This is a genomic window from Methanosarcina sp. (assembly GCF_035390745.1).
Taxonomy (GTDB): domain Archaea; phylum Halobacteriota; class Methanosarcinia; order Methanosarcinales; family Methanosarcinaceae; genus Methanosarcina.
This window is the reverse complement of sequence record NZ_DAOOUJ010000001.1, coordinates 1-24,516: the sequence shown is the minus strand read 5'-3', so window position 1 is coordinate 24,516 and position 24,516 is coordinate 1. Positions and strand designations below refer to the sequence as shown.

24 protein-coding genes are annotated in these 24,516 nt (G+C 43.9%); 7 read left to right on the top strand and 17 right to left on the bottom strand.

Going from position 1 to position 24,516, the window contains the following annotated elements; genetic code table 11:
• The first annotated feature begins 87 nt into the window (after positions 1-87).
• The 3 genes from PLL47_RS00120 to PLL47_RS00110 all read left to right on the top strand — a co-directional run bounded on the left by PLL47_RS00120 (position 88) and on the right by PLL47_RS00110 (position 3,438).
• Complete coding sequence (locus PLL47_RS00120; RefSeq protein ID WP_324443433.1) at positions 88-1,266, top strand: nucleotidyltransferase family protein; 1,179 nt, start codon at positions 88-90, stop codon at positions 1,264-1,266.
• Positions 1,267-1,673: 407 nt separating this feature from the next.
• A complete protein-coding gene (locus PLL47_RS00115; RefSeq protein WP_324443431.1) occupies positions 1,674-2,729 on the top strand; it encodes a lysylphosphatidylglycerol synthase transmembrane domain-containing protein in 1,056 nt (351 codons plus the stop codon).
• Positions 2,730-2,841: 112 nt separating this feature from the next.
• Entirely contained in the window at positions 2,842-3,438 is a 597-nt protein-coding gene (locus PLL47_RS00110; RefSeq protein ID WP_324443429.1) for a diacylglycerol/polyprenol kinase family protein, read from the top strand.
• A gap of 194 nt (positions 3,439-3,632) precedes the next feature.
• Here PLL47_RS00110 and PLL47_RS00105 read toward each other — a convergent pair whose 3' ends face one another.
• From PLL47_RS00105 to PLL47_RS00040, 14 genes are all read right to left on the bottom strand, one after another.
• A complete protein-coding gene (locus PLL47_RS00105) occupies positions 3,633-6,125 on the bottom strand; it encodes a vWA domain-containing protein (protein ID WP_324443427.1) in 2,493 nt (830 codons plus the stop codon).
• On the bottom strand, positions 6,122-7,999 hold the full coding sequence (locus PLL47_RS00100; protein ID WP_324443425.1) for a DUF7408 domain-containing protein: 1,878 nt from the start codon (positions 7,997-7,999) through the stop codon (positions 6,122-6,124). Before PLL47_RS00100 ends, PLL47_RS00105 begins: the two co-directional genes overlap by 4 nt.
• A 2-nt stretch (positions 8,000-8,001) precedes the next feature.
• Positions 8,002-8,883: a DUF58 domain-containing protein gene (locus PLL47_RS00095; RefSeq protein ID WP_324443423.1), complete on the bottom strand. Its 882-nt coding sequence runs from the start codon at positions 8,881-8,883 to the stop codon at positions 8,002-8,004.
• A 165-nt stretch (positions 8,884-9,048) separates the two neighbouring features.
• Positions 9,049-10,023, bottom strand: a complete 975-nt coding sequence (locus tag PLL47_RS00090) for an AAA family ATPase (RefSeq protein WP_324443421.1) — start codon at positions 10,021-10,023, stop codon at positions 9,049-9,051.
• A gap of 220 nt (positions 10,024-10,243) precedes the next feature.
• On the bottom strand, positions 10,244-11,137 hold the full coding sequence (locus PLL47_RS00085; RefSeq protein ID WP_324443419.1) for a DUF7502 family protein: 894 nt from the start codon (positions 11,135-11,137) through the stop codon (positions 10,244-10,246).
• 319 nt (positions 11,138-11,456) lie between these two features.
• Positions 11,457-12,404: a prephenate dehydratase gene (gene pheA / locus PLL47_RS00080; RefSeq protein WP_324443417.1), complete on the bottom strand. Its 948-nt coding sequence runs from the start codon at positions 12,402-12,404 to the stop codon at positions 11,457-11,459.
• 163 nt (positions 12,405-12,567) lie between these two features.
• Positions 12,568-13,410: a TrmB family transcriptional regulator gene (locus PLL47_RS00075; RefSeq protein ID WP_324443415.1), complete on the bottom strand. Its 843-nt coding sequence runs from the start codon at positions 13,408-13,410 to the stop codon at positions 12,568-12,570.
• 165 nt (positions 13,411-13,575) lie between these two features.
• The gene (locus PLL47_RS00070; RefSeq protein ID WP_324443413.1) at positions 13,576-13,938 is read right to left on the bottom strand and encodes a carboxymuconolactone decarboxylase family protein; all 363 of its coding nucleotides are present in this window, start codon (positions 13,936-13,938) and stop codon (positions 13,576-13,578) included.
• 157 nt (positions 13,939-14,095) lie between these two features.
• Positions 14,096-14,338 carry a hypothetical protein gene (locus PLL47_RS00065; RefSeq protein ID WP_324443411.1) on the bottom strand — a complete coding sequence of 81 codons (243 nt, stop codon included), beginning with the start codon at positions 14,336-14,338 and terminating at the stop codon, positions 14,096-14,098.
• An 87-nt stretch (positions 14,339-14,425) separates the two neighbouring features.
• The gene (locus PLL47_RS00060) at positions 14,426-14,794 is read right to left on the bottom strand and encodes an ATP-binding protein (RefSeq protein WP_324443409.1); all 369 of its coding nucleotides are present in this window, start codon (positions 14,792-14,794) and stop codon (positions 14,426-14,428) included.
• A 66-nt stretch (positions 14,795-14,860) separates the two neighbouring features.
• Positions 14,861-15,316, bottom strand: a complete 456-nt coding sequence (locus PLL47_RS00055; RefSeq protein ID WP_324443407.1) for a hypothetical protein — start codon at positions 15,314-15,316, stop codon at positions 14,861-14,863.
• A gap of 131 nt (positions 15,317-15,447) precedes the next feature.
• Positions 15,448-15,792, bottom strand: coding sequence for a CGGC domain-containing protein (locus tag PLL47_RS00050; protein WP_324443405.1), 345 nt, complete (start codon positions 15,790-15,792; stop codon positions 15,448-15,450).
• Positions 15,793-15,828: 36 nt separating this feature from the next.
• A complete protein-coding gene (locus tag PLL47_RS00045) occupies positions 15,829-16,167 on the bottom strand; it encodes a cupin domain-containing protein (protein WP_324443404.1) in 339 nt (112 codons plus the stop codon).
• Between the two features lie 339 nt (positions 16,168-16,506).
• The gene (locus PLL47_RS00040) at positions 16,507-17,166 is read right to left on the bottom strand and encodes a ferredoxin-like domain-containing protein (protein WP_324443402.1); all 660 of its coding nucleotides are present in this window, start codon (positions 17,164-17,166) and stop codon (positions 16,507-16,509) included.
• A gap of 276 nt (positions 17,167-17,442) precedes the next feature.
• Between PLL47_RS00040 and PLL47_RS00035 the strand changes: the two genes are divergently transcribed.
• Together PLL47_RS00035 and PLL47_RS00030 are read left to right on the top strand one after the other, a co-directional pair.
• A complete protein-coding gene (locus tag PLL47_RS00035) occupies positions 17,443-17,799 on the top strand; it encodes a winged helix-turn-helix transcriptional regulator (RefSeq protein WP_324443400.1) in 357 nt (118 codons plus the stop codon).
• Between the two features lie 238 nt (positions 17,800-18,037).
• Positions 18,038-19,417 carry an acetate--CoA ligase family protein gene (locus tag PLL47_RS00030; protein ID WP_324443398.1) on the top strand — a complete coding sequence of 460 codons (1,380 nt, stop codon included), beginning with the start codon at positions 18,038-18,040 and terminating at the stop codon, positions 19,415-19,417.
• A 121-nt stretch (positions 19,418-19,538) separates the two neighbouring features.
• On the opposite strand, the gene PLL47_RS00025 is transcribed toward PLL47_RS00030, so the two are convergent.
• From PLL47_RS00025 to PLL47_RS00015, 3 genes are all read right to left on the bottom strand, one after another.
• On the bottom strand, positions 19,539-20,672 hold the full coding sequence (locus PLL47_RS00025; protein ID WP_324443396.1) for a Glu/Leu/Phe/Val family dehydrogenase: 1,134 nt from the start codon (positions 20,670-20,672) through the stop codon (positions 19,539-19,541).
• 362 nt (positions 20,673-21,034) lie between these two features.
• The gene (locus PLL47_RS00020) at positions 21,035-21,493 is read right to left on the bottom strand and encodes a MarR family winged helix-turn-helix transcriptional regulator (RefSeq protein ID WP_324443394.1); all 459 of its coding nucleotides are present in this window, start codon (positions 21,491-21,493) and stop codon (positions 21,035-21,037) included.
• A gap of 462 nt (positions 21,494-21,955) precedes the next feature.
• Complete coding sequence (locus PLL47_RS00015; protein WP_324443392.1) at positions 21,956-23,428, bottom strand: MATE family efflux transporter; 1,473 nt, start codon at positions 23,426-23,428, stop codon at positions 21,956-21,958.
• Between the two features lie 530 nt (positions 23,429-23,958).
• Here PLL47_RS00015 and PLL47_RS00010 point away from each other — a divergent pair.
• Both PLL47_RS00010 and PLL47_RS14920 read left to right on the top strand, forming a co-directional pair.
• Positions 23,959-24,318, top strand: coding sequence for a KUP/HAK/KT family potassium transporter (locus PLL47_RS00010; RefSeq protein WP_324443391.1), 360 nt, complete (start codon positions 23,959-23,961; stop codon positions 24,316-24,318).
• Position 24,319: 1 nt separating this feature from the next.
• Positions 24,320-24,516 (top strand): KUP/HAK/KT family potassium transporter (locus PLL47_RS14920; protein ID WP_502883660.1); only part of this gene is annotated, 197 nt, incomplete at its 3' end.

The window sequence follows — 24,516 nt, the reverse complement described above, 5'->3', positions numbered from 1 at the left end:
TTGCTCTGAAATAATCGTTATCAATAAACCTGAAAAACAGAGAATATATCGTTAACAATATATCCATAGAACAACATTGGGAAAAATATGAAAGCATGTATCATGTGTGGAGGCGCAGGGACAAGGCTCAGACCGCTGACCTTCAAACACCCGAAACCGAGCATACCGATTCTCAATAAACCGTCAGTCCGGCACCTGATAGAACACCTTGCAAGGGAAGGATTCAATGAAATAGTCATGACCCTTGGATATATGGGAGAACGCATAGAAGAACAGCTCGGAGACGGGCACATGTTCGGAGTACACATCGATTATGTGTATGAAAAAGAAAAAATGGGGACTGCAGGCGGCGTTAAAAATGCTGAAAAATATCTGAAAAACGAGCCTTTTATCGTGCTTGGGGGAGACCACGTACTTAACCTTGACCTGAGGGAGATGTATCGCTTCCATGAAACAAATGATGCGATAGTGACCATAGGGCTCCTTTCGATTGACGACCCGAGAGAATTCGGGATTGCGGATATGGACATAAACAACAGGATCCACCGCTTCCTTGAAAAACCCAGGTCCGGGCAGATTTTCAGCAACCTTGCAAGTACAGGCATTTACATCTGCGACCCTGAAATCTTTGACTGGATTCCTGAAAATAAAAAGTATGATTTTGCAAAAGACCTTTTCCCTGCACTTCTTGCTGCAGATGAAAAAATTAATGGAATGCTTGTCCGGGGAAAATGGACTGATGTGGGGAGTTCGGCAGCTTACAGACAGGCTCAACGCTGGATGCTGGATGCTCTTCCCGGAACCACTATAGAAGGTAACTTTACAACAAGAAATGCCAGAATAAGAGGTCCTTTATCCATAGGAAATAATGTATGCATAGGCTCGAATTCCTCTCTTGTAGGGCCGATTGTTATAGGGGAAAATACTGTAATCGGGGATAATGTCCTTATAGGGCCTTATAGCGTAATAGGTGCAAACTGCACTATAGACAATGATGCAAAGATTCTTTCATCCTATCTTTTTGATGGCGTTTCCATAGGAAAGGGCTCCAATATCTCGGGAGCCGTTGTTGCTGACGAAACAGTCGTCGGAGAAAAGTGCAGCCTTGAAAACGGAACAGTAATCGGGCATAAAGTGGTCATAGGAGATAACTCCACCATACATTCAGGAGTTAAAATCTGGCCTGAAGTAGTAATTGAAAAGAATTCCGGTATAAAAGAAACCGTTATTAATCCAAATTATGACACCGCACAGGAAGGATCGTAAATAAAGATTTGAAACCGGCGTTCAGATCGATGCTTATCTCCGGTAAAATGTATTTTCCAATTAATTCCAGATTCGAGTAACTATAGACAGTAAATTGCCCGTTATCTGGAATACGTTTTTTTAGAATACCGATTTCTTTAGAATATTCTGAGTTTTCCAGTACAGGCTTCTGAAAAACAGGCTCTTTTGATAGACATAATCGCTCAAAAAGTCGCAGGAATGAATAAATTTTTTAATAATGGGTAAAACTCTTATAATAACAGAAATACTTATTAACAATAATTTAATAGTTTAGAAGTTTATTTGATCCAACAAATAACGATTTTCCCGTGCCGTTCAGTATATATTCGAAAAAAAGACATTCTTGAAAGAGAAAATATCTATTAAAAATAAAATAAGGGATTTCAATGACCAGGTATAAAAATTGGCTCATAGGATCGCTGTTTATCAGCGCAGTATCAATTGCCCTGGTTACATGCCTGACTTATAATTCAGAGACTGTTGAGGCTCTGAGAAAAATAAGGCTGGAGTATATTCTGGCAGCCGTACTCATTCATATTCTCTCGTACCTCATCTGGGGACTGCGGACCCGAACACTCTGTAAAGCTCTGGGATACAGGATAGGTGTCCTGAAGGTGACGGAGATAGTTGTCTCGAGCACCTTTGTGGCTGGAATTACTCCTTCTTCCGCAGGCGGAGAGTTCCTCAGAATCCACAGCCTGAACAGAAACGAAATTCCTCTTGGAAGGGCTACTGCAATTGTTGTAGGGGAACGCCTGTTAGATGCAGTCTTCATTTTTTCCTGCCTGCCTTTCGCGTTCTACATTTTAGGAGACATCCTTTCGGATTATAAGTTCGATGCAGTTTTCCTGACAGCAAATTTCCTTGTATTCTTACTCCTTGTAATTTTTATTTACGGTGTCTGGAAGCCCGAAAAAGTAAAACATATAACTCACAGGCTGACAGGCAGACTTGCCCTTTTTTTTGGAAAAAAGACCGATTCTGCAATTTCACATCTCATGGAACAGATAGACAGGGAAATAGATCATTTTCACGACAGCGTAAAGGTCTTTTTCTCTGAAGGAAAAAAAGGGCTGCTCTGGGGAATTCTCTATACTTTTATTTTCTGGATAGTAGACTTTTCACTGCTCATCCTGCTTCTGATGGGTCTTTCACAGACTCCTTCCATTGCCACCGCCTTTGCAGCACAGGTTATTCTGACGGTCATAATGATAATACCCGCAACTCCCGGAGCAAGCGGGGTTGCTGAACTGGGGGCAGCCTCCATCTTTTCTATATTCGTGGATTCGTCCGTTCTGGGAATTACCGTACTCTCCTGGAGAGCTCTGACATATCACATGAACCTTTTAGCAGGAGGGCTCGTTAGTTTGAAAATAGTCAAGGATATGAATTTGATTAAAAAACTTATTGGAGATCCTGTAGAAACCAAACACAGCGCATGAAAAAATGTTTTAAGCGGAATACAAGGCAACTGCTGTACATCGAAGGAAATTTCATCCATAGACCAGCACAGACCAGTACAGATTTATATCCTGTTCTAACAAAATTTCTCTTATGCCATCCAGAGAATTCGTCTTTGAGCTTATGAGAAAAAGCGTGCATCTGGTCTCGATTTTTATAGTGCTTATTTACGAGTTTTTTGGAAAAGATGCGATTCTCTGGGTACTGATGCTTTTCCTCGTAACTGTTCTTATTCTGGAATATTTCCGCCTCGAAAAAGGCATGAAAATTCCTTTTTTTTATATGATGTACAGAGAACATGAAGCTGACAGACTCGGAGGACACATCTACTTTGCCCTGGGCTCAATTGCAGTGATCTCCCTCTTCAATAAAGAAATTGCCTATGCTGCAGTCCTTATGACAACCTTCGGAGACATGGCTGCAGCCCTGATAGGAAAGTTCTACGGAAAAAGAAGAATTTTCAGGGAAGTCTTTAAAAATGACAAATCTCTTGAAGGTTCAGCTTCCGAGTTTATAACCGATCTGGTGGTCGGACTTGTTATAACTGGAAACCCGATTGTGTCTCTTGTCATGGCTTTTTCTGCAACCCTCACAGAAACCGCAGTAAATAAGATAGATGATAACCTTGTAGTTCCCATTTTTTCCGGCTTCTTCGGGCAAATAACCCTGGTTCTGCTGATGTATTTCTAACACGATCTGAAGGGAAACACCGGGAAACCGAGATTTCTACTCCTGAATTGCAAAAATAGAATTTTCTAACTTTACCCTTCTGAGCCGCACGGGTTGTGGTCTGCAGCCGGCTGTAAAAGAAATTTCTTAAATTGGAGACCGTGTTTAACTAAAGAAAAAAGAAAGGAAAGGGAGTAAAGATGAACAGAAGAGATTCAGGCAGTTTTCTCTTCCGTTCCTGTTTCACCCTGTGCCTGCGTGAGCCTTCTCATTTCCTTTATGCGCCTGGCTATTACTTCTGCAAGGTAAAGGATAAGAGCTGCAATAAGCACATACATTTTCAGGCTGACCGGCTCATTTGTTTCCTTCTGTGAGTTCTGCCTCGCGTCTTTAAGGAGAGAGGCTCTTGCTTCCTTTTCAGTGTAAATCTTTCCTCCAGTTGCAACAATAAGGGGTTCAATATCTTTATTGTTCCCGACTTCCAGGTACTCAAGAGCATAATTTACTGCAAGCGGGTAGCCGGAAATATCGTGGATCCCTATATTTACCGGATTGACGCCTGTTTCGTATGTGTTCCTGCCCGTAAGGGCAAGGTCAAGCTGTGCCCCATCCAGTTTAAGCTTCGGGATCCCCTCGTCGTACATAATAAGGGTGAGGTCGGAAGGGGTCCCGAGCCAGGTATCGGGAGCATCTACAACAGCCCCTTCTTCTGCCTCAGGGTTTGCTATTGCCCAGTTAGCCGTACCTGAAATAAGCTTGCTGTTTGACCCGTTGTAAAGAGCCGAAGCCCACCTGACGCCCGCGCCGTCCCCGTTATCCGTGGTAAAAGCTGCAACACGCCCGAGCCCGAACCGCCACGTGGTTAGCACAGGCTGTCCGGTAACCGTAATGACAAGCCGTTCAGCCCCTGCTTTCGGAGTAACCTGGTTATATCCTGTGATGCTTGCATTGGTAAGATTTACACCTTTAGTAATGAAGTGGTCAGGAGAATACTCAAGAAGCGAATAGGTCCCGAGATCCTCAGTTTCCTCTTCTTCAGGTTCTTCGGCAGACTCATCAGCCTCTTCAAATACGATATTTGCCCGCTCGCCCATATCGATATGCTGATAGTTGCCTTCAAGCCCTATCTCCTTCATTAGCTTTTCAGCATAGTAGTTTCGGGACTTATCACTCTGGGAGGGAGCAGAAGAGCGGATATGGATAAAGTACAGGTTTACACCCATGTCCTTTAACTCCTGTGCAATCTGAACGCTCTGGTCGTACGACTCCTCAATTCCTCCATCAGAGACCACAATAGCATCAAGCTCGCCGTCTTCACCTTCAAGCATCTGTTTCGCGATGCCAAGCCCCTGGTCAAGGGAAGTCTCGGTCTCATTGGTGGGAGTCAGCTTCGATACTTTCTCTTTCAGGATGGCGAGGTTTTGAGGAAGCCCCAGATATAAAAACCCGCCAGAAACGTCATATGCCGCGTTTCCGAATGCTATAACAGCAACATTTGCATCTTTCAGGTTGTCATTCTCAAGAATCTTCACGCCGTTTGAAAGGATATCTCCCTGAGTTTTGTGAGCAATTGTGCTTGGAGAGACATCGAGGATAAGGACAAGGTTTCTTCCTCCCTTAAACTCGGAAGGCTTTGAAATCACGGGCAGGATTTCCTCAAGGGAAGAATTAAGGTACTCTCCGTAGTTGTAGGCCCTGTCTCCTCCTACGACAATGAGTCCTCCTCCGTTGCTGACATAATTTTTGATTTCCTTAATCTGAGCCTCGGAAAATGAGGTTATAAACTGGTCATCAAGTACCAGAAGCTTACTATCCGTAATATTATCTGCTCCGGGATAGCCGTTTGCAACCGAAACTTCGTAAAGGTTGCTCAGGACTTTAGCCAGAGGGGACCCGGTTTCATTTGTAACAAGTGTAACTTTAGGTTTGGGAATCACATAAATGGATTTGAAGAATTCATTATTGATTTCTTTTAAATCCCCTCCGGAGATATCGCTGATCTTCACACTTATGTTATGGGCGCCTAGAGTTGTAAATTCCTGGTTAATAGGAATGGTATTGTTCCTGCCGTCCTGTGTGAACTGCCTGCTCTGGGAAATCTGTCCGTCCACGAATACTTCAAGGAAATAACTGACACTCTTTTCTGAAGCCTGGCGGACAACAATCTCAAACTCATTCTGGTTGTCCACGACCACTTTCTTATCCCCGAGAATCTCAACGCTCAGGTCGTTTGTTTCAACTTCGGGCTGGACAAGGTAGACCGTGGTATTCGTGTCTTTTGCAAACTCCAGAGCTTCCGTCAGGTCCTTTCCAGAGTTGCTGTTCCCGTCGGTAACAAGCACTATCTGGTTTCCAAGCCCGGAGTACTGGGTCACCGCATCACCGAGAGTGGTCTTTTCCCCTGTAAGCTGCACGAGAGCGGTTGGAGTTTTTGCCGTGAGGGATTCATACAGGTCAGTGCCTATCCCTTCAGGGAAAATCCCCATACTTGCTGTCTGGTCCTGAATAAGCACGAGAGAAGGGTCTTCTTCACTGGTTGTCCGGGTAACCGTTGTATAGGGCGACGCCAGGGCAAGGACAAGGATAAGGGAAACGAGTACTCTCCATTCCACAAGTTTCGTTTTTGTCTTCCGCAGGAGATAAAAACCGGCAATAATAACCGGAATAGCGAGCAGGAGCATCTCAGGGCTTTCGAGGGATATATTCATAGTTCACCCCTCCCGCGGACGATCAGGATTTCAATCAGCATAAGCAGGAACAGGATTCCTATTAGATAATTCGTAATGTCGTTCTTCGCAGTATAGGTCTCGGACCTCATGGTCTTGGGCTCATTTTCTTCAAGTGAACGGCTGATAAGTTCCGATGCATCTATTGTGGTATTTGATTCCCTGTCATCATACATATTGACTGCAATCTTCTTACCTGAGACTTCGTATATTCCTACTTCATCGTAAAGTAGACTGTTTGCTGTCATGGTCTTTGTAGGGGTACGGATTTCCTCGGTCTTTGAAAGGGAAGTAACGGTACCTGCTTCAAGGTTGTATTCCGAGATGTCGCCAATGCCTCCGAGCCATTCAACGAGCTTTATCCAGAAAACCGGATACTCAGGCAGGTTATGGAAATTGTTCCAGGCGTTTTCACCAAGCTCGTCACTTAGCCCCATATAGAAGATAGTGCCTTTGCCCACCTGCCAGTAACTCAGCAGAGGAATATCATTTTCAGTGGCTACAAGGGTTGTAGAGCCTGTCCTTTCAGTTGCGTTCATATATTTGCGGACTGAAATTTCTTCACTTTTCATGTCCTCTGTGATGCTGTTCTTGAGAGTTTCTTCAACCTCAAGCCCGTTCTTCTCCTCTTCGACTCCAATGGGCTTTACAGGCAGGAGTTTTACAAGGTCAACCTCGGTTTTCTCAGGAGAAAGGGCTTCACTTGCGATAAAGACCACATTGCCTCCGTTCCGTACGTAAGATTCTATACTATCCACAGTGCCGTTAGCAATCGGAGTCTCTTTCTGGGCAAGCACGACAAGAGTATAGTTGTCAAGGGAAGAAGGCACAGACTTCCGGATTTCGAGGTCAATATTCGGAATCAATGAAAGTGCCGTTTTTGAAGGCAGCTTTCCATTATCCGTAACGTAAAGGATATGCTGTCCCGAGGTATCGGGAATGGAGATGTAGGCTTTGTTGTCAACATCCAGGTCATCATCAACATTCAGACTGACTGTTGTAATACCGGGTCCCAGGCTTGCAAGTTTGAACTGGTTTGTGCCGCCTGCAGGGACATCAATGCTAAAGGACTTGGAAGCATTTCCAGAAATTCCTCTTCCGGTCTTAATTTCAACGGTTTTACTTTCGCTTCTGTAGTTTTTGACCACACCCGTATAGCTGTATTCTCCATCCGTGGCTTCAACCCATCCGTTAATGATTCCTATATTTTCTGCAGGCTTACCTACCTTTACGAAATTGACCTTAAGCCCGTAGGACTCAGCCAGGTTTTTGGAAGCTACAGGGTCGTCTCCTCCCCAGTTTGTGAAGTCTGAAATAACAATAATCCTGCCGCCTTCTTCCGAGAGAAGCCGCATGCCCGTGGTAATGGCTGCAGACAGGTCGGCAGTGCCGGCGCCGGGTTTGACCTTGTTTAAGATGTCTTCGGCAGCCGAAGCGCTTCCTCCTTCAAGGGCAAGCTGCGGAATGTTGGAAGCAAGGATTATGCTGTTTTTCTTGCTCACGTATCCTTCGGCAATATTGGCTGCGTCTTCAAAACGGGAATCAACCTGCATGCTTGCCGAAGTGTCCAGGATAAGCACAGTATGCTCTCCGCTAAGCGGCTCTTCTGAGGTATAATAGTAGCCTGCCGCACCAATGGAAAGAAGGATCAGCATAAGGAGCTGAATCAGGAAAAGAGGGTCGCGAACGACTTTTGTAAGAGAAGCATAAACCCTCTTTCGTTCCCTGTCAAGCTTGAGTACAAACATTAACGAGGGAATCGAAAGCACAGCCGGCTTTGGGCGGAGCATGTAAATGATGATAAGCGGGATAACACTCAGGAGAGCAGCAAGAGCAAGGGGGTTTTGAAAAGGCATTTTTAGCGTCTCCTTCTCCTGATTGTATGGTAGAATGCACTGAAAACAGGAGTGTCGGTTGTAAATATGTAAAACTCAGCTCCGACTTTCATACAGGTTTTTTTAATCCTTGCACTGTGGTCGTCAAGCTTCTTGACGTAGCGTTCCTTGAACCTTTCACTGATATAAGTCCTTATTTCCTCTCCGGTTTCAAGGTCTACAAGCTTGCTGTTGCCCTGAAGCGGAAGCACTTTTTCCGTGGGATCTAGCACCTGTATAACAATAAGGTCGTGGTCGGAAAGCCTGTGCAGGGCTGTTTCTATTGCCTCAGGCTCCTGCATAAAGTCCGAAATAAGGATTACAAGGGATCTGGATTTGATCTCCGGGCTGTACTTTATAACGGCTTCCCCGATGGAAGTCTTTCCGGAAAGTTCGAGTTCGCTGAGCCGCTCTATCGCCCGCATAAGGTTCTTTCTGCCCCTGCTGGGCTTATTGATATCTATTTCTTCCGTAAAAGTGGATATGGCAAACCTGTCATTGTATTTGGTCACCATGTAAGCAAAACCTGCAGCGAGCATGGCGGCATACTCAAATTTTGAGGTCCCTTTTTCAGGATAATCCATGCTTTTGCTGGCGTCCAGAAGGATATGGGTTGTAAGGGTTTTTTCTTCCTCAAACTGCCTTACATAGAGCTTTTCAGTCCTCGCATAAGCCTTCCAGTCAATGTCTTTTAAAGCGTCGCTTGAGTCGTATTCCCTGAACCCGATGGTATCTATGCCGTGCCCGCTTCGGGTTGACGGACGGTTTCCTGCATAGACCGTGGATACCCTCTTCCGCACTGAAAAGGTAAAGCGGTCAAGCTGGGTGAAAAAGTCAGTTTCGATTTTTTGTTTTGTGCGAGTCATTCTGGATCGTCAACCGAAAAGCCCGGTTCCTCCGGACCTGAAAAAACCCTGTAGGTTTTAATTTTTCTTATGTCCTGCACAGTTATGAGATTCTTAGAACCTGCTCAATTACAGTCCTTTCAGGATCAAACAGGTCTGTGATCTCATTTATCGGATTTTCGTACCTCATTTAACCTTCTTGAGAATTTCCTCAATAGCCTGATCAGGTGTCATCCCGCTTCTTTCGGCTTCGAAGGTAAGGATAAGCCTGTGGCGGAGAACCGGGTAAGCCATGTAATCAATGTCCTCTTTGCTCACAAAGTTCCTGCCATGTATCAGGGCTCTTGCCTTTGCTGCAAGGATGAGGCCAATTGATGCTCGAGGGGAAGCCCCGTACTCAATGTGCTCTTTGTCTTTGCGGGTCATTGCCACAATAGACAGAACGCGCTCCTTGAGCTCTTCAGAAATAGGGACCTGCCGGGTAAGCTTCTGCAAATCGAGAAGTGTGGATTTATCGAGACCCTTGGTGATCTTCGGGGTTTCGGATTTCGTATAACGGTTTATAATCTCCAGTTCCTCTTCATAGGTAGGATAATCCACAAGGATCTTCAGGAGGAAGCGATCTAACTGGGCTTCAGGAAGGGGATAAGTTCCTTCCATCTCAATGGGGTTCTGGGTAGCAAGAATAAAAAATGGGCGGTCAAGCAGGAAAGTATCGTTTCCGACTGTTACCTGTTTTTCCTGCATGGCTTCGAGGAGGGCAGACTGGGTTTTTGGGGAAGCACGGTTGATCTCATCTGCGAGCACGATGTTTGCAAAGACAGGCCCGGGTTCAAATTTAAACTCTTTTTTGTTATCTTTTTCCTGAATCACATTTGTTCCTGTAATGTCGGAAGGCATAAGGTCAGGAGTACACTGAATCCTGCTGAACTTAAGGTTCATTGCCTTTGAGATTGTGGAGATCATAAGGGTTTTTCCAAGTCCCGGATTGCTCTCCACAAGTGCATGCCCTTCACAGAGGATGGAAATTATGATCTCTTCTACAACCCTTCTCTGACCCACTATTACATTTCCGATCTCATCAAAGAAACTTTTAAAAATCCTGCCTGCGTTCTGGTAGGTCGTGGCGGTCTGCCCCGAATCGGTATTATTCTCATTCATGTCTGCTTCACCCTTTGAACTGCTGTTTTTTGCGGGTCCCGATGCCCGCTCTACTGAACCTTATCCTTAGAATATCTTTCAAAAACAGTCTGACTGTTACTCAAGATATAGCTGTTAATTTATACAGTTTATTATTCAAAAACTGCTTTCAGGAATTTTCGATCAAATTGATGGGGGTAAGTCTAACTTCAAGTAAATATAAATTAATATTTTTTTCGTATTATTCTTCTGCGAGTTGTTCAAAGTAACTCTGGATAACACTTCTGTACCCTTCAGGAAGGTTCTCATAATAACTCTGGGAAGCGATGGCTTCCGGGTTATACATGTCCGACTGGATAAATGATTCGCCAGTCTTATTTGCGTCTTCCTGGCTCGTAAATCCCTGCCCTGCTCCCGGAGGAATCTTTAAGTCCACTTCCTTGCCTTCAACTACGATAACTGCAGGCTCTCCAAAAAGCTCGTTATTGTCCTGTTTGTCTGCGGAAGTCCCGCCGTTTTCCTCTACAGAAACAAGATCTGAATCCGAACCCGAAAAGGGAAGATCCTCTATTATTCCACTCATTTCAGTAGGGCTGAAAGTTGTCTGATATCCTGTATAGGCAACATAAGCCAGACATGCAACAGCAAATACAGTCAGCAGAACATCCTTTACAAGTTTTTTTCTGTTGAGGAAGACAGAGGACTTCACAGGCTTCGAATCAATTATGACACTGCCTATAAGGTCACGGACAATGATATTATCCGTATCCCGGTTGTCATAGGCTGTCCTCATCCTCTCTTTGAGTACAGGATACTTTTCTTCCATCAGGGCAATCGCATCTTTCTTTTCAGCCCTGAAATACCTGATCGCTGTCAGTATGAGAGAAAGGACAAAGTCAATAATGATAAGCCCCAGAGTCTCAAAGACAATTTCAAAACCAAGAATGCCGTATTTTGCACCTGTATAGGGTTCGAAGGTGGGAAACATTAAGAAAATGTCTCTCATGTTAAGGAGCACAAAAAGGGCGTAGAGAACCATAAACGTTGCAAGAAGGTCTGCTAAAATATAGAGTCCCCTATACTTTTTCAGAGCCGATTCATGTTTATTTACAATTTTTTCAATCTCCAGAGCCATTTTGCTCCCTTCTGCAACCGGTTATTCCGGTGTTATTATACTTAAGAGTATTAAATTAAGATAGATAACGACTTGCTAAGATACTATAGGAAGATATTACAGAGAGATACTATATAAAGATACTATATAAAGGTAAGGTATACATTCCAGATGCAGGTTCCTTACATAAGTGCCTTTTGCATTGTACCCTGCCAGGTATCTTTTCCGATGTGAAATATCTTTCTAATTGAAAGCTCTTTTTCGGAGCTGAGTATTCTGATTACCGAAATTATGAGAACTGCAATGAGCTGCTACCAGATATCTTGCTATATCCATGTGTTCAGGTCTGTTGACCTGAGTTCCTGAAAATCGGATAGGATCCCAGTACTTTTAATGTGCTGGATTCTGGCTTTGTACCGGCTTTTGATTTTATATCTTCTAAGGCATCTTTTATAAGTGCATCGCTTGTATGACCTTCAAAATCGATGTAGAAGTAATAATCTCCGAGCTCTTTTTTAGAGGGTCTTGATTCTATTTTTGTAAGGTTAATTCTTCTTTTCGCAAAAGCTCCCAGAAGCTCATATAATGCACCCGGCCTGTCTTTTTCCAGATATACAATAAGAGACGTTTTGCAGACCGAAAGGCTCCCCTTTTCTGTCCCGTTTCCTGCACCCATACAGGGATTAAGGTATGATTCCCTATCAGCTCCCGCAACTCCCGTAGCCTGCTCAGATGAAATCTTTTCTCCTCCCCGAATAACTACAAAGCGGGTATAGTTTTCTTTCCTGTCCTGGACGTTTGAGAGCAGGATTTTGAGCCCGTAACGTTCCGCAGCTTCAGGGGACGCGATTGCTGCCATTTCTTCAAATTCTCCTGCCAGCCGCGCTGCATGGGAAGTGCTGCCCGTACTCCGAAGTTCAGCTTCAGGAAAATGCTTCTTCAGGAAATGCCTGCACTGGGCAAGCCCCTGCGGGTGGGAAAGAATAACCCTGATCTTCTCGGGTCCTCCCTTTGAGAGAAGGCAGTGCTCGATTTTGACGACTATCTCTCCGATAATAACAGCCTCGTTTTCAAGAAGGAGATCGAGGGTAACTCCTACCGAGCCTTCAATGGAGTTTTCTACAGGGATTACGGAGATATCTGATTTCCCTTTTACTGCAGCCAGGAACGCATCTTCAATATCTGCAAAATACCTGAACTCTGCGTCCCTCAGGCCGTTTTTCAGAGCCCATAATTTTGCGGCCTTTTCCGAATACGAGCCTTCCGGCCCCATTACACCTATAATCATCTGAAGGTTAATTGGGGGGATGGTAATAATATTTTTTGATAGCCCCGAATTGCGCCTCGGGAGTAAGCGGTCCGTTTCACTCGCTGCGCTCGCTCAAGCAGACTAATTTATGGATTGTAGAAGTGAGCTGAGCTCAAGAGGACGAATTTGTGAGCAATTAAAGTTAATTTTCCCCCGGATTCTGTGTTTTTTCCAGTTCTTCCTCGAGGTCAAGTTTCTCTCCTGCGTTCCAGAGAATTTCGAACTCTTCTTTCAGGTTCTTTGCAAGCCCTGTATCACGGATTTTCACGACTGAAAGTACCCTTTCACTGTCTGCAGGATGAGGCTGAATAAGGACAACCACACTGTCATCAACAATCCCGAAACAGGAGTTGAAATTCCGGACAAGCCTGATATCAAGGCCTTTTTTCAGTTTTTCAAGGGTTTCCTCCGCCTGATTGGAAAGAATGGGGATAACAGCCATAAAATGAGGTGAAACCATCAAGCGAATCCGGACTCCCCGGTCAATAGCTTTTGTTATCTCCGGAAGCAGGTAGAAAACAATTTGAATTCCGAATACAGGTGGAATGACGCAAATAGATTTTTTTACTTCCCCATAAATGGAAAAAGCAAATTTTCTGATTTCGGATTCTGTAATGGCTGTTGTCCAGAAGACTTCGTCTTTTCGCTTTTGATTAGGAACAGCTTTCAGTGCCTGTTTTGCATCTTCTATGGAGCCTTTTAAAACCGATAATTCCCTTTCGTATTCGGCTTTTTTCCTCTCAAAAATAGCATCCAGAGAAATCTCAGGGTCAACTGCTCTGAACTTCTTGGGCCTTGAAGCCTGAACTTCTACAAAGCCTTTTCCTGCCAGGGACTCAAGGACAGAGTAGATTTTCCCATATGGTACTTCCGAATCCCTGTATATGTCGCTTGCTTCGGAAACACCGAGCTTTAACAGAGAAAGGTAGGCAGCCGCTTCATAAGCATTAAGGCCAATTTCCTGCAGGAGACGTTCATTCTGCATACGGGAATCTGGGATTTAATATCTTAAAGCAGTTTCGAAAAAAGATATGCATAAGAGCTGCAGAAATGCTGATTCTTATGCAAAATGTTTCTGTGTCAGGAACTTCACGAAAAAAAGTTCCCGACCCGAAGCGATTTCAATTGAAACTTCAATTTTTTTCCAGTTTCATTTGAGCAATTTCAGTGCATCCCTGCAGGCTGCAACGGCAGGCGCTCCTGAGGTTATGAATATGACATCCATAACTTCCATAATTTCCTCTTTGGTTGCGCCATTCTTGAGGGCACTCTGCATCTGTACAACAGTACATCTTTCACACTGCTTGGATGCAACGACTGCAAGCGCGATCAGAATTTTGGTCTTTGCAGGCAGGGCACCATCTGACAGCAGTCTCTTGTTGCACCTGTTATATTTTTTCGTGGACTCGCTGTCAAGGCATCCAAGTATCTCAAGAATATGCGGAGTAAATCCCAGTTTTTCACTCATACTTGCCAGTAATTCTTCATGTTCCAGATCTTTATGCTCTTCCATATCGCTTAACCCCCATTTGAAGTTGCATTAAAACCTATGTGCATATTATTATCTACTCCTGATTATTTATCTATTCCTGAGGATTTGAAATACAGACTTTCAAAAAAACAGAATGGAAGAGAATAAAATAATCAAGAGACAGGAACGGAGTCGCGTTTCAAATTTCTGGAAAAGGAGTGGAGAGAATAATGAGACCAAACGATGATCTGAGAGAGGAACACAGAGCTGCCCATCCCGAGTTCCGCCTCGGGAGGGCGGTGTCCTTTTCGCTCCGCTCAAGAGGACTACTTTTTGGAGAAGTATAATAAATCATCCATGAATCAACTGAGGCAGACAGCGGGTACACACCCAGAGGCTGACCATCCCGAGTTCCGCCTCGGGAGCCCGCGGTCTGTTTCACTCGCTTCGCTCGCTCAAGCAGACTAATTTGTGGATTGTAAAAGTGAGTTGAGTTCAAGAGGACTACTTTTTGGGAAAGTATAATAAATCATCCATGAATCAACTGAGGCAGACAGCGGGTGCACACCCAGATACTCTCCATTTTGTGCCTGAGGGGTATGAGGTAGTGGGTATCTTCTCCGGCTCCGCACTGGAAGCAGCGGATTGAGATATCTTTCTTTTTCGGCTGGGACTCGGCTTTTTCCCTGTTGAATTCAACTGTATGCCTTTCTTCAATAGAGAGAGCCCCCTCGGGACAGATTCCGATGCAGTAGCCCATACCATCGCAGAGTTCTTCGGATATGACTTTTGCTTTTCCGTTGATTATTTGAATGGCGCCTTCAGCACATGGTGCAACACATTTCCCGCATCCTGTGCATTTTTCCTCATCAATTTTAATAATCATTCGTTTTACCATGAAAAGTAACCCCTTCCCCTTCGTGTTTATTCGTTTTACAAAAAATTATTTGAGAGGTAGAATAACTCAGGTATCTGTCAGCATTAGCTGCCGTTTGAAATCCGGCAGATAGCCTTCCCTGTACAGCACATTTTTGTAATCATCTATTATTTTGCTCATTTTGCAGGTGTATTTTATGAAATCCGTACCTACATCTCCTCTAAACAGTATTCTTTCTGCTTTCTCAAGAAGTTCGGGGTGAATGAAAACCAGTTCTTCTTTGGTGTGCAAAAAGAGGGCTGAAAAATCCCTGTGGATGCCCATGCTTCTTTTTAAGAGCTCATTATTTAAGCTGTCTTCAGAGATATAGTTCTTAAATTTCAGATAAGCGTTAAAGTTCGCTATATTCTGATTTAAAGAGTTCAGAATCAAATACAGCATGCTGTCGGTTTTAGGAAGAGGAAGGTCCTGAAGTTCAGGATCTGCACCTTCATAGAGTTCATTTTCATCTACATTTTTATCCCGAGTTGTATCGTGGTCCATTTTTGTCACCTGCTATGTTTGCAAACCAAACGTTCTACAAATCGAATTTTAGCCAGTGAAATTGTAATCTGAAATCTGACCTGAGATTTCAGTACTTAATTACCTGTTTTTCCTGATCAGCATTAAGGTTTTCAGTGATGGGTTCCTTCCACCACTTTTATACCTGCATCCTGAATTGTCTTTCTGATGATATCTATATTGGGACATTTCGGATAACTGTCCTCCATGAGCATGCAGGAACTCAGGTGCACGACATCGAGGTCATGTTTTTTCAGGGCATTCAGCAGGCGGTAAACCCTCCTGCCAGAGCAGCCTCCGCAAGTGAAAAAGGCAATCATCTGTGCATCTTCGCCATAGACCTCAAAATGCGACTTTCTTTCATTGAAAGCCTTAAAGCAGCCCACCCCCGGGCAGGCTTCCGAGACTATATCACAGCGGATGACTGCGATTTTTGTTGGCTTTGTCTTTCCAGTCAATGTTCGACAGTCCTTAACAGCCTTTAAAGTTCAATCTCACAGCAGGCGAGTGGGCTCCTTCTGCCTTGGTGCTTTTACAACAAGCACCCTGAAGATCCCATCCCCGGGGTTCAGGAGGCGGTGGGGAATTTTTGCAGGACTTTCGATCAGCATGTCCCTGCTTACTTCTTCCTGTTCATCCCCAATTTCAACAACGCCTTTTCCCTCAAGAATATAGAAAAAGACATCTGTGGGAGTAACATGCTTTTTCAAGGACTCTCCCGGCTTGAGTTCGATATGGACTGCCTGGGCATTTTCGGTATCATAAAGCATCCGTACACTCACATTGTGAGGATTAGGCTTTTCCGGTGACGATTTCATCTCAATAACTTTCATACAACTCTCCCCTTTCTGACCATGTTTTGCTTTTTTTCCTGTTTTTTCAGACTGCCCTGATTCTCTTAACCGGGCACCAATTTATTCCGTATATGTATTATGGCATCCGCATCATATATGTCTGACCGCTACAAAATTATCAAATCAGTTCTGAACCAGATTTTTCTTTATAGAATTTAACTCTGGTAGAGCACTGAGAATCTTAATCTCAAGCCCTTTCTCCTTCAGAGATTGAGATTTATGGAGGAAACAAATTACGTGTTGCTGGCTGGTAAAACACCAGATGCCAGAGTCTTTAAAACCCCTGGAGGGCTGAAGATATGCAAGTTAACAGCTTAATTACAGCCCAACCTGCTTTTTGAACTCGTCCAGACCCATATCCTCAATAAACTTTCCAAGCCTCTTTTTTGTTCCGGAGTTTTTATAGAAGTTAAGGATTCGGTCCACACTTTCCAGGACTTCGGCTTCGGAAAGGTCCTTTGCTACAAGCTGAGCAAGCCTGGGCATTGCAGCAGCTGAGCCGCCAACCATCAGGTTATATCCCTTTGCAGTACCCATGATCCCTATATCCTTAATCGCAGGCTCGGAGCATGAGTTCGGGCAGCCGCTGACCCCTATTTTCAGTTTTGAAGGCATTGGCATCCCGTGATATTTCTCATCCAGTTTAAGGCCCAGACCAAGCGAGTCCTGTTTAGCCTGCTTGCAGAAAGTGGTCCCAGGGCAGATCTTAACGCTTCTTACACAGAGCCCTATTGCTGCCCCGGGTTTTATGCCAAGATCAGCCCAGACATTATCAAGGTCTTCTTCTTTCAGACCCACGATTGCAATTCTCTGCGCAGAGGTAGCTTTCAGGGCAGCTGCCCCGTACTTCTTTGCAACTTCAGCGATTCTTATAAGAGTGTCCGGGTCAACGACTCCTCCCGGAAGATGCGGGGCTATTGCGTATGTCTCACGGTCTCTCTGAACGATTGCGCCTTTTTCGGGTAAATTGTCTTTCACGGTTGATCCTTTCTCCTTAGCTTTATAACTGGAGTTTTACAGCATTTTCAAACTGCCAGGCAGTTAGAGAATAACTCTGGCAAGATCTCCCTGCCTGTATTTACATAGTTACTCATACATACAGCATAATTTCTTGAGGCCATGCCTGGATGGATACTGCAGGGGGCATCATTGGAAAGAATTTTATTATAAAATCCAGTTTTATAATAGTATCCTTTTGATACCAGTATATTAGAGATACTAATTTATATATTGGACAGTTTCTATCTTTATACCATGAAAGACTGCACAGTCTACAAGACCATGAATATCATCGGAAAAAGATGGACCATTCACATCCTCCTCGAGCTGTACAAAGGGGAAAAGAAAGAAAAACGCTTCAATGAGCTGAAAAGGAAACTTGGATACATAACCCCCAAAATCCTTTCAGAAAGGCTTACCGAGCTTGAGAATGAAGGCCTTATAGCAAAAAAAGTTGATGACTCAACAAATCCCCCGAGGTCCGAATATTACCTTACTGAAAGCGGAACAGATTTTGTAAAAATAATACAGGCAATAAAACGCTGGGGGTTAAAATGGAAATTCCAGAACGAAGAGTGCGAGAAAGCCATATGCATGTACTGTGACCACTGAGTGCCGGAAGAATTAATGAAAAAAGAGTGCTGATTCCAAACTGTCAGGTTTCCTTAAATTGAAATTGTTTTATACCAGCGAGCCCTAGCTTATATATGCAGGGGAAAGGGCTCCAGGAGACAAAGAAATATTTTAAGGTGCATACTTAAGGAAAATAAAGCCTTCATCCTGTGGGTCAAAAAACATCAAAAACAGCCTCAATTGATCTGCATAGATATGTACTATAATGGAGGCGTCAATGAATCACGAAGAAGATATTGACTTTTTCTTCAGACCTGAAAGCATAGCCCTGATAGGGGCTTCTCCGAATCCAGAAAAACTCTCTCATACGATCCTGAAAAGCCTCAGGGAAATGAATTTTAAAGGAAAGATCTACCCTGTAAATCCCGGATACAGGGAAATCGACTGGCTGAAATGTTATTCATCCCCCGGAGAGATTGAGGACGAGATAGATATTGCTATTTTTGCAGTCCCTGCTAAAGCCGTCCTTGAGATTCTGAAAGGTCCTGTGGAAAACATAAAAGGAGCCGTAATTGTGAGCTCAGGTTTTCGGGAAATGGGGCCTGAAGGGAAAAAAATGGAAGACGAGCTAAGGATTCTTTTAAAAGAGAAAGGCATCAGGGCTGTGGGCCCCAACTGCCTCGGGATATATGATGCGGTCTCAAATGTGGATACTTTTTTCATAGAGAGGGAAAAGATAGGAAGGCCTGACAGGGGCGGGGTTTCCGTGCTTACGCAGAGCGGTTCTTTTGCAGCCATGATTATGGATGAACTGGCATATGAAGGGGCAGGCGTTGCGAGAGTTGTAAGCTATGGAAATAAAGTGGATGTGAACGAAAGCGACTGTCTTGAGTTCCTTGCACGGGACGAAGCCACAAAAGCAGTTGCACTTTACATCGAATCTGTAACAGACGGGAGGAGATTTCTTGAAGCTGCCTCCTGCTGTGTAAAAAAGAAACCTGTAGTTGCTCTCAAGGTTGGAAAGAGGGAGCCAGGGGCAAGGGCAGCAAGCTCGCATACAGGCGCTGTCAGCGGGATGTATGAAGCCTATGAAGCAGCTTTTCGGAAAACGGGCATAATAGAAGTTGTCAGTTACGAAGAACTGAAGGACGCATGCAAGGTCCTGAACAGGTATTCCCCTGTGGAAGGTAAAAGAGTCCTTATAATAACTGACGGAGGAGGGGTAGGGATTTCAATTGCTGATGCCTGTGAAGAGGCAGGGCTCAGGGTTCCTGAACTTTCCGAAACCGCAGTAAGGAAGTTGAAGGAAAAACTTCCTGCTTTTGCATCCTTAAGAAACCCTGTGGACCTGACAGGAAGTGTAAGGGATGAACATTATGTGGCTGCAATGCAGGAAACCCCTGCCGGAGAATACGACCTTGCAATTGTCAGCCTGCTCTGGGGTCCGCCTCTTCTTAGCGAAAGGGTTGCAGAGAAAATCAGAAACTTTGCCGAATGCTGCGGAAAACCTATCATTATCAGCTCCCCGGGCGGAAAGTTTAGCAGAGAACTTGTTTCAGTATTCACAAAAGCCGGAATGCCGGTCTTTTTCTCCCCTGAGAGTGCAGTAAGAGCTGCAGCAGTGCTGTGCAGAGGAAACGGCAGGCGGAAATCATAACATATTAGAAACAAAACGGTAACATAGAACAAAACAGTAGCCTGAAGCTAAACCTGCCCGCAGAAAAATGAAATTTCCGGAGGCCTGAAAAACGAAAGCCTGGGCCGGAACCATATCAAAGTTATACAAAACCCGGTGCGGAAGAAAAGATAGACCAGCGCCTGTACTTCATAGCCTTATGGACTCTATTCATGGCAAGTTCAAGGGCAGCTTCCCGCGGCAGGATCCCTCTGGTTTTTGCAGCTTCCAGTACCTGTTCTGTATTGCTTCTAACCTTTTCTTCAATTAAACTGAAAGCTGTAGATCTGGTAGCCTTCTGGTGCTCTGATGCCGCACAGATCACTCCTCCTGCATTTGCAATAAAGTCCGGCACGTAGAGAACTCCCTTCTCATAGAGGATTTTCTCCGCCCCTTCCGTGATAGGGATGTTTGCCCCCTCAACCACCAGTTTTGTGTTCAGAAGATGGACATTTTTCTCGTTAATTACATCAGGGCGGGCTGCCGGAATCCAGATATCGCAGGGGACAGAGACAATTGCATCGCTGCCCAGCTTCTCGCCTCCGGGATAGTCAAGCACACTCTTTCCTTCATCCTTAAGCCCTGTCAGGACATCAACATCAAGCCCTTCAGGGTTATGAACTGTACCCCTGGAATCGGCAGCTGCTACAAGTACGGCCCCTTTTCGGGAAAGGAAGCGGGCTGCGTTTTTCCCAACCGCCCCGAAGCCCTGAATTGCCACGCGGGCTCCTTTCAGCTCAAAATCACAGTACTGCAGTGCAACTTCAGTTGCATGGAAAAGCCCCCAGCCCGTAGCCCCGACTTCATCAAGGGGGATCCCTCCCATCTCGCGGGGCAGGCCCACAACCCTCCCGATCTCGTCTTTTATGCATGCCATGCATATTTCGTCCGTCCCCATGTCAGGGGCAAAGATATATTCCTCAGTATACCGGAGAGCACTGGAAAGAGCCCGAAGTAGCTGGCTTTTTTTTTCCTGAGGCATTTTCGGGTCCCCATATACGACAATCTTCCCGCCCCCGTAAGGCAGGTCTGCAGCCGCATTTTTAAGGGTCATTGCCCTTGCCAGCCTGAAACATTCCTCAGTACTCACGTCAGGGGCCATCCTTACCCCTCCAAGGGCGGGCCCCCTTGCGACGTTATCCACTACAAGCACTGCTTTCAGGCCAATAGACGGTTCGTAAACATGAATTATCTTAAACGGCCCGAGTTCATCTGAAAATTTGAACATATCATCCATTAACGATATCCCCCTCGGATCTATCCTCTGATATTCATATATGCATGAATCCAGATTATTTAAGAAATAATATTGTTTCAGAACTCTATTATAGTTTCCGCTAAGTGAATTATGCTTCTGATATGGAATATTTCCAGCTTTTTTGCAGGTTCATCCCGGACCAGTTCTATATTCAAGCCAGTAAAGTTTCAGATCTGTTTCCATAAATGATCATGTAATATGAAACAAATTCAAGTTGAAGTAAAAATAATGGGTTATTTGTATACGATAGATAATTGAAATAAAAGAAATTAGAAAAGCGAAATAATTTTGGGATAAAACATACATTCCTCAAAATCATTTTCCAAGAGGCTGTTTTTTTTTCAGGTACTTTCGTTCAGTTTCTTCAGTGTGTTCAGCATCATCTTCAGGCTTCCCTGGTAAGCTGCGATATCTTCTTCGGCAAGTCTGTTCAGAACTTCTGAGCAGTTTTCTTCAAGCTTTTCTTTTATCCAGTCCCTGTAACTCTTTCCTTTTTCGGTAAGTGAAACCAGGATCTTTCTCCTGTCCCCAGGGTCTCCCCTTCTGTATACAAGCCCTTCTTTTTCCAGGGCATCGATCATGCTTGTCAGGCTTCCTTTCTGAAGGTCCAGGCATTTTCCCAGGGTTGTAGGCATTATCTCACCTACTTCACCTATAATCATGATTGCTCTATTCTGATTTTTGTTCAAATTATAAGAACTGCTGCCTGTTTGATGAAAAGCTCTGGCAAAATTTTTATGGAAAAGATGGATCATCTCAAACTGAAGCTTTACAGCTTCTCTTATTCTTTCTTCTTTCATCGGGTATCACAAGAGGCATTTTTCCAGTCCTGATTCGGATGATTAATCCAGAGCCATCAGAGATCTTTTTGAGAGGTGCAGGCGTTTGTGATCCAGCAGATCTTTGCGAGGTGTTTATTTGTTTGACCTGACTGGTTTCTAACGGATTTTACCGCTTTTTTGGGATCTGAAGAGATTTGGTTTAGATTTGATCATCCGAATCCGACTGTCTTTAATCTTACTGTCTTTTTTTCTTACTGTTAGATTCCAAACTAAAAACGAGGAAGGTTTTATTTATATTTTATGATTTGGTAACGAGAGTAAGAAGAGCAAGTTCTGGCATCTTTTTTTAATCAATCTTTCCCATTTTATTGTTATCTTTCAATCTGATTAGAAGCAGAGTCAATGTTAGATTTATTCTCATTCATAAAAAATTATCTTGTCGATAAGGAAGATGGAATTCGCCATTTAATTACGTGGTTTTCAACACTTTTCTCCCGCTTTCTCTACCTTTATCATACACCTTAAATAGACCTGAGCCCAGGCAAAAGTAATGAGAGACCCGATAACCGTCCCAGTAACAAGCCCCCACCAGACTCCGAGCAGCCCCCAGCCAAATGTGAAGGCAAAGAGCAGAGCAAATATGGGAGTCAGGACCAGACTTCTCAGGAGAGTGGCAATAAGTGCACTTGTGCCCTTTCCTGCACCCTGAAAAAGAGAGGCAGAGAGCATTCCGAAAGCAACAGCCGGATAGAATGCGGTCATAATCTTAAGCAGCCTTGTCAGTTCCGGAGCTATCTGGGCAGTATTTTCTGCCTGCGTAAAAACGGCAGCAATATAAGGAGCAAAGATATATACGGCGACTGCGATTGCGGCTTCTACCAGAAAGCCAGTCCTTGTAGCATAAAGAAGGGCTTTCCTTGCTTTTTTATAATTTCTCTCTCCAAAAGCGGCTCCTGAAACCGAGACCACAGAGATTGAAATCCCTATCAGAGGGGCAACCGCAATGCTTGTGATCCTCCATGCCGTAGCATAAACCGCAACCCCGTCGGTATCGCTTACAGTCACGATGATGTAGTTCATTGCCAGGGCAGTAAGTGCAAGAGCAAGCTGTTCTATTGAGGAAGGTATGGATACCCTGAAGATATCTCTGACAATTGCACTGTTGAATTTAAAGGAATGAAAATTGAAGGAGATGTAGGTATTTTTTTTGATAAAAAACCAGTAAAACATAAGAAGTCCGGATATGGCGAAAGAGAGAACTGTTGCAAGAGCTGCTCCTGCTACTCCCATGTCCAGCACATATATGAAAATTGGATCAAGAACAACATTCAGGAGAGATCCAAGAACCATTGACTTCATAGATCTTTTCGAATCTCCTTCACTCCTCAATATGGAGTTTGAGACATTTGTAAAGAAGAATACAAAGCTGCCTGCAAAGATAACCCTTGCATATGCAACCCCGAGAGGAGTAGTTTCTCCTGCTCCGCTGTATACGAATAAGTCCCTGACGAGAGAAAGCCCTATCACTGTTAGAACAACTGTGAAAACGAGCATGATTACAAAGGTATGCACTGCAACATTATCCGCTCCGGCTTTATCCCTGGCTCCTATCCTGCGGGAAATCGCAGCCCCTCCTCCTACCCCAAGCCCGCTTGTAAGCGCCATCTGGATTACAAAAAAGGGGAAAGCAAACCCTACAGCAGCCAGTGCATCAGCACCCAGACCTGCAACCCAGAATGTATCTGTGAGGCTGTATATGGTCTGTACAGCCATTGCTACTATGATAGGAATTGAGAGTTTGATTACAGCTTTTTCGGGGTCTCCGAGGAGGATGCCCACACCTTCAGTCGCTTTTTGAGGAGAATGGACTCCTGTTTGTCTTTTTTGATCCCTGCTTTCTTTTGATTCTTCCTCTCCTGTGTTCTCTTTTTTTTCTGCCGTTTCCCTGCTCATTTTTCCCCGCCGTTTTTGGGCTCACATATTTTTCATTCTGGCCCATGTTTTTGTTCCATTATGTTTGATCTCTCTTCCTTTTACGTTTTCTTATCTGCGGTGAAAAGATTTTCATTTGCTTTCCGGGCTCTATGGTAAAAAGTTAATCTAAAAAAACCACTTTCCAGATTTGAAAATTTAAAATTGATCTGCCAAAAAATAGATCGGATTAATCACTGGCAAATTTTGATTCCCTTGGAGGACAGATCAAGAAATATATATATGAAAAAGTACTTCTGAACATAATAAATTTTTATATTTATTATATATTTTAAAGTTATTGAATATAAAATCAAAGACTCAAAAAACAGAGAAGGATTTTACATGAAAAACGAAAACTTGAGAGTGAGAACATCCTTCAAATCCAATTCTTTTTTACTTTTTATGGGCAGAGTGCATTCACAATTTGCTGCGGCAGGAGAAAGTAACTGAAACTTTTCTTCCTGAATCCTGCTTTTTGCTAAATTCCTGAGACAAATAGGTGATAAGTTATGTTTTCCAGGTCAGAGTTCAGGGAAGCGGTAAAATCTATGGGGCTTGTTTTTGGGGATATAGGGACCAGCCCAATTTATACCCTGACAGTTATTTTTCTTCTTACAAAACCAACCGAGGCTCATATCATAGGAGTTTTGTCTTTATTTATATGGACGCTTGTCATTATTGTGACTATGGAATACGCATGGCTTGCCATGAGTCTCAGTCATAAAGGGGAAGGGGGCACTATCGTCTTAAAAGAAATAATTATTCCCCTGTTAAAAAATCCCTCATGGGGGCTACTGGTCAATTATCATAGCATACATTGTCTTTTGTTTAATCCTGATTTACACTTCCGGACAAAAGAGGCTTCATGAAGTGCTGGAGCCTGTAAAAATCAATGACTTCCTTGAAAAATATAGACATCTATATGCTACTGAAAATAAAATCAGTGGAAATGCCCTTTTCTTCACACGAGATCTAACCAGAATTCCTCAATACATTTCACATATAATGTTTAAAAATAATATTATTTATGAAAATAATATCTTTATTTCAATTGTCAGGCTTGACAC

Excerpts from the sequence above, each read along its gene's own strand:
- PLL47_RS00120 (WP_324443433.1), top strand. The coding sequence starts at position 88 with ATGAAAGCATGTATCATGTGTGGAGGCGCAGGGACAAGGCTCAGACCG.
- PLL47_RS00115 (WP_324443431.1), top strand. The coding sequence starts at position 1,674 with ATGACCAGGTATAAAAATTGGCTCATAGGATCGCTGTTTATCAGCGCA.
- PLL47_RS00110 (WP_324443429.1), top strand. The coding sequence starts at position 2,842 with ATGCCATCCAGAGAATTCGTCTTTGAGCTTATGAGAAAAAGCGTGCAT.
- PLL47_RS00105 (WP_324443427.1), bottom strand. The coding sequence starts at position 6,125 with ATGAATATATCCCTCGAAAGCCCTGAGATGCTCCTGCTCGCTATTCCG.
- PLL47_RS00100 (WP_324443425.1), bottom strand. The coding sequence starts at position 7,999 with ATGCCTTTTCAAAACCCCCTTGCTCTTGCTGCTCTCCTGAGTGTTATC.
- PLL47_RS00095 (WP_324443423.1), bottom strand. The coding sequence starts at position 8,883 with ATGACTCGCACAAAACAAAAAATCGAAACTGACTTTTTCACCCAGCTT.
- PLL47_RS00090 (WP_324443421.1), bottom strand. The coding sequence starts at position 10,023 with ATGAATGAGAATAATACCGATTCGGGGCAGACCGCCACGACCTACCAG.
- PLL47_RS00085 (WP_324443419.1), bottom strand. The coding sequence starts at position 11,137 with ATGGCTCTGGAGATTGAAAAAATTGTAAATAAACATGAATCGGCTCTG.
- pheA (WP_324443417.1), bottom strand. The coding sequence starts at position 12,404 with ATGATTATAGGTGTAATGGGGCCGGAAGGCTCGTATTCGGAAAAGGCC.
- PLL47_RS00075 (WP_324443415.1), bottom strand. The coding sequence starts at position 13,410 with ATGCAGAATGAACGTCTCCTGCAGGAAATTGGCCTTAATGCTTATGAA.
- PLL47_RS00070 (WP_324443413.1), bottom strand. The coding sequence starts at position 13,938 with ATGGAAGAGCATAAAGATCTGGAACATGAAGAATTACTGGCAAGTATG.
- PLL47_RS00060 (WP_324443409.1), bottom strand. The coding sequence starts at position 14,794 with ATGGTAAAACGAATGATTATTAAAATTGATGAGGAAAAATGCACAGGA.
- PLL47_RS00055 (WP_324443407.1), bottom strand. The coding sequence starts at position 15,316 with ATGGACCACGATACAACTCGGGATAAAAATGTAGATGAAAATGAACTC.
- PLL47_RS00045 (WP_324443404.1), bottom strand. The coding sequence starts at position 16,167 with ATGAAAGTTATTGAGATGAAATCGTCACCGGAAAAGCCTAATCCTCAC.
- PLL47_RS00035 (WP_324443400.1), top strand. The coding sequence starts at position 17,443 with ATGAAAGACTGCACAGTCTACAAGACCATGAATATCATCGGAAAAAGA.
- PLL47_RS00030 (WP_324443398.1), top strand. The coding sequence starts at position 18,038 with ATGAATCACGAAGAAGATATTGACTTTTTCTTCAGACCTGAAAGCATA.
- PLL47_RS00025 (WP_324443396.1), bottom strand. The coding sequence starts at position 20,672 with ATGGATGATATGTTCAAATTTTCAGATGAACTCGGGCCGTTTAAGATA.
- PLL47_RS00020 (WP_324443394.1), bottom strand. The coding sequence starts at position 21,493 with ATGAAAGAAGAAAGAATAAGAGAAGCTGTAAAGCTTCAGTTTGAGATG.
- PLL47_RS00015 (WP_324443392.1), bottom strand. The coding sequence starts at position 23,428 with ATGAGCAGGGAAACGGCAGAAAAAAAAGAGAACACAGGAGAGGAAGAA.
- PLL47_RS00010 (WP_324443391.1), top strand. The coding sequence starts at position 23,959 with ATGTTTTCCAGGTCAGAGTTCAGGGAAGCGGTAAAATCTATGGGGCTT.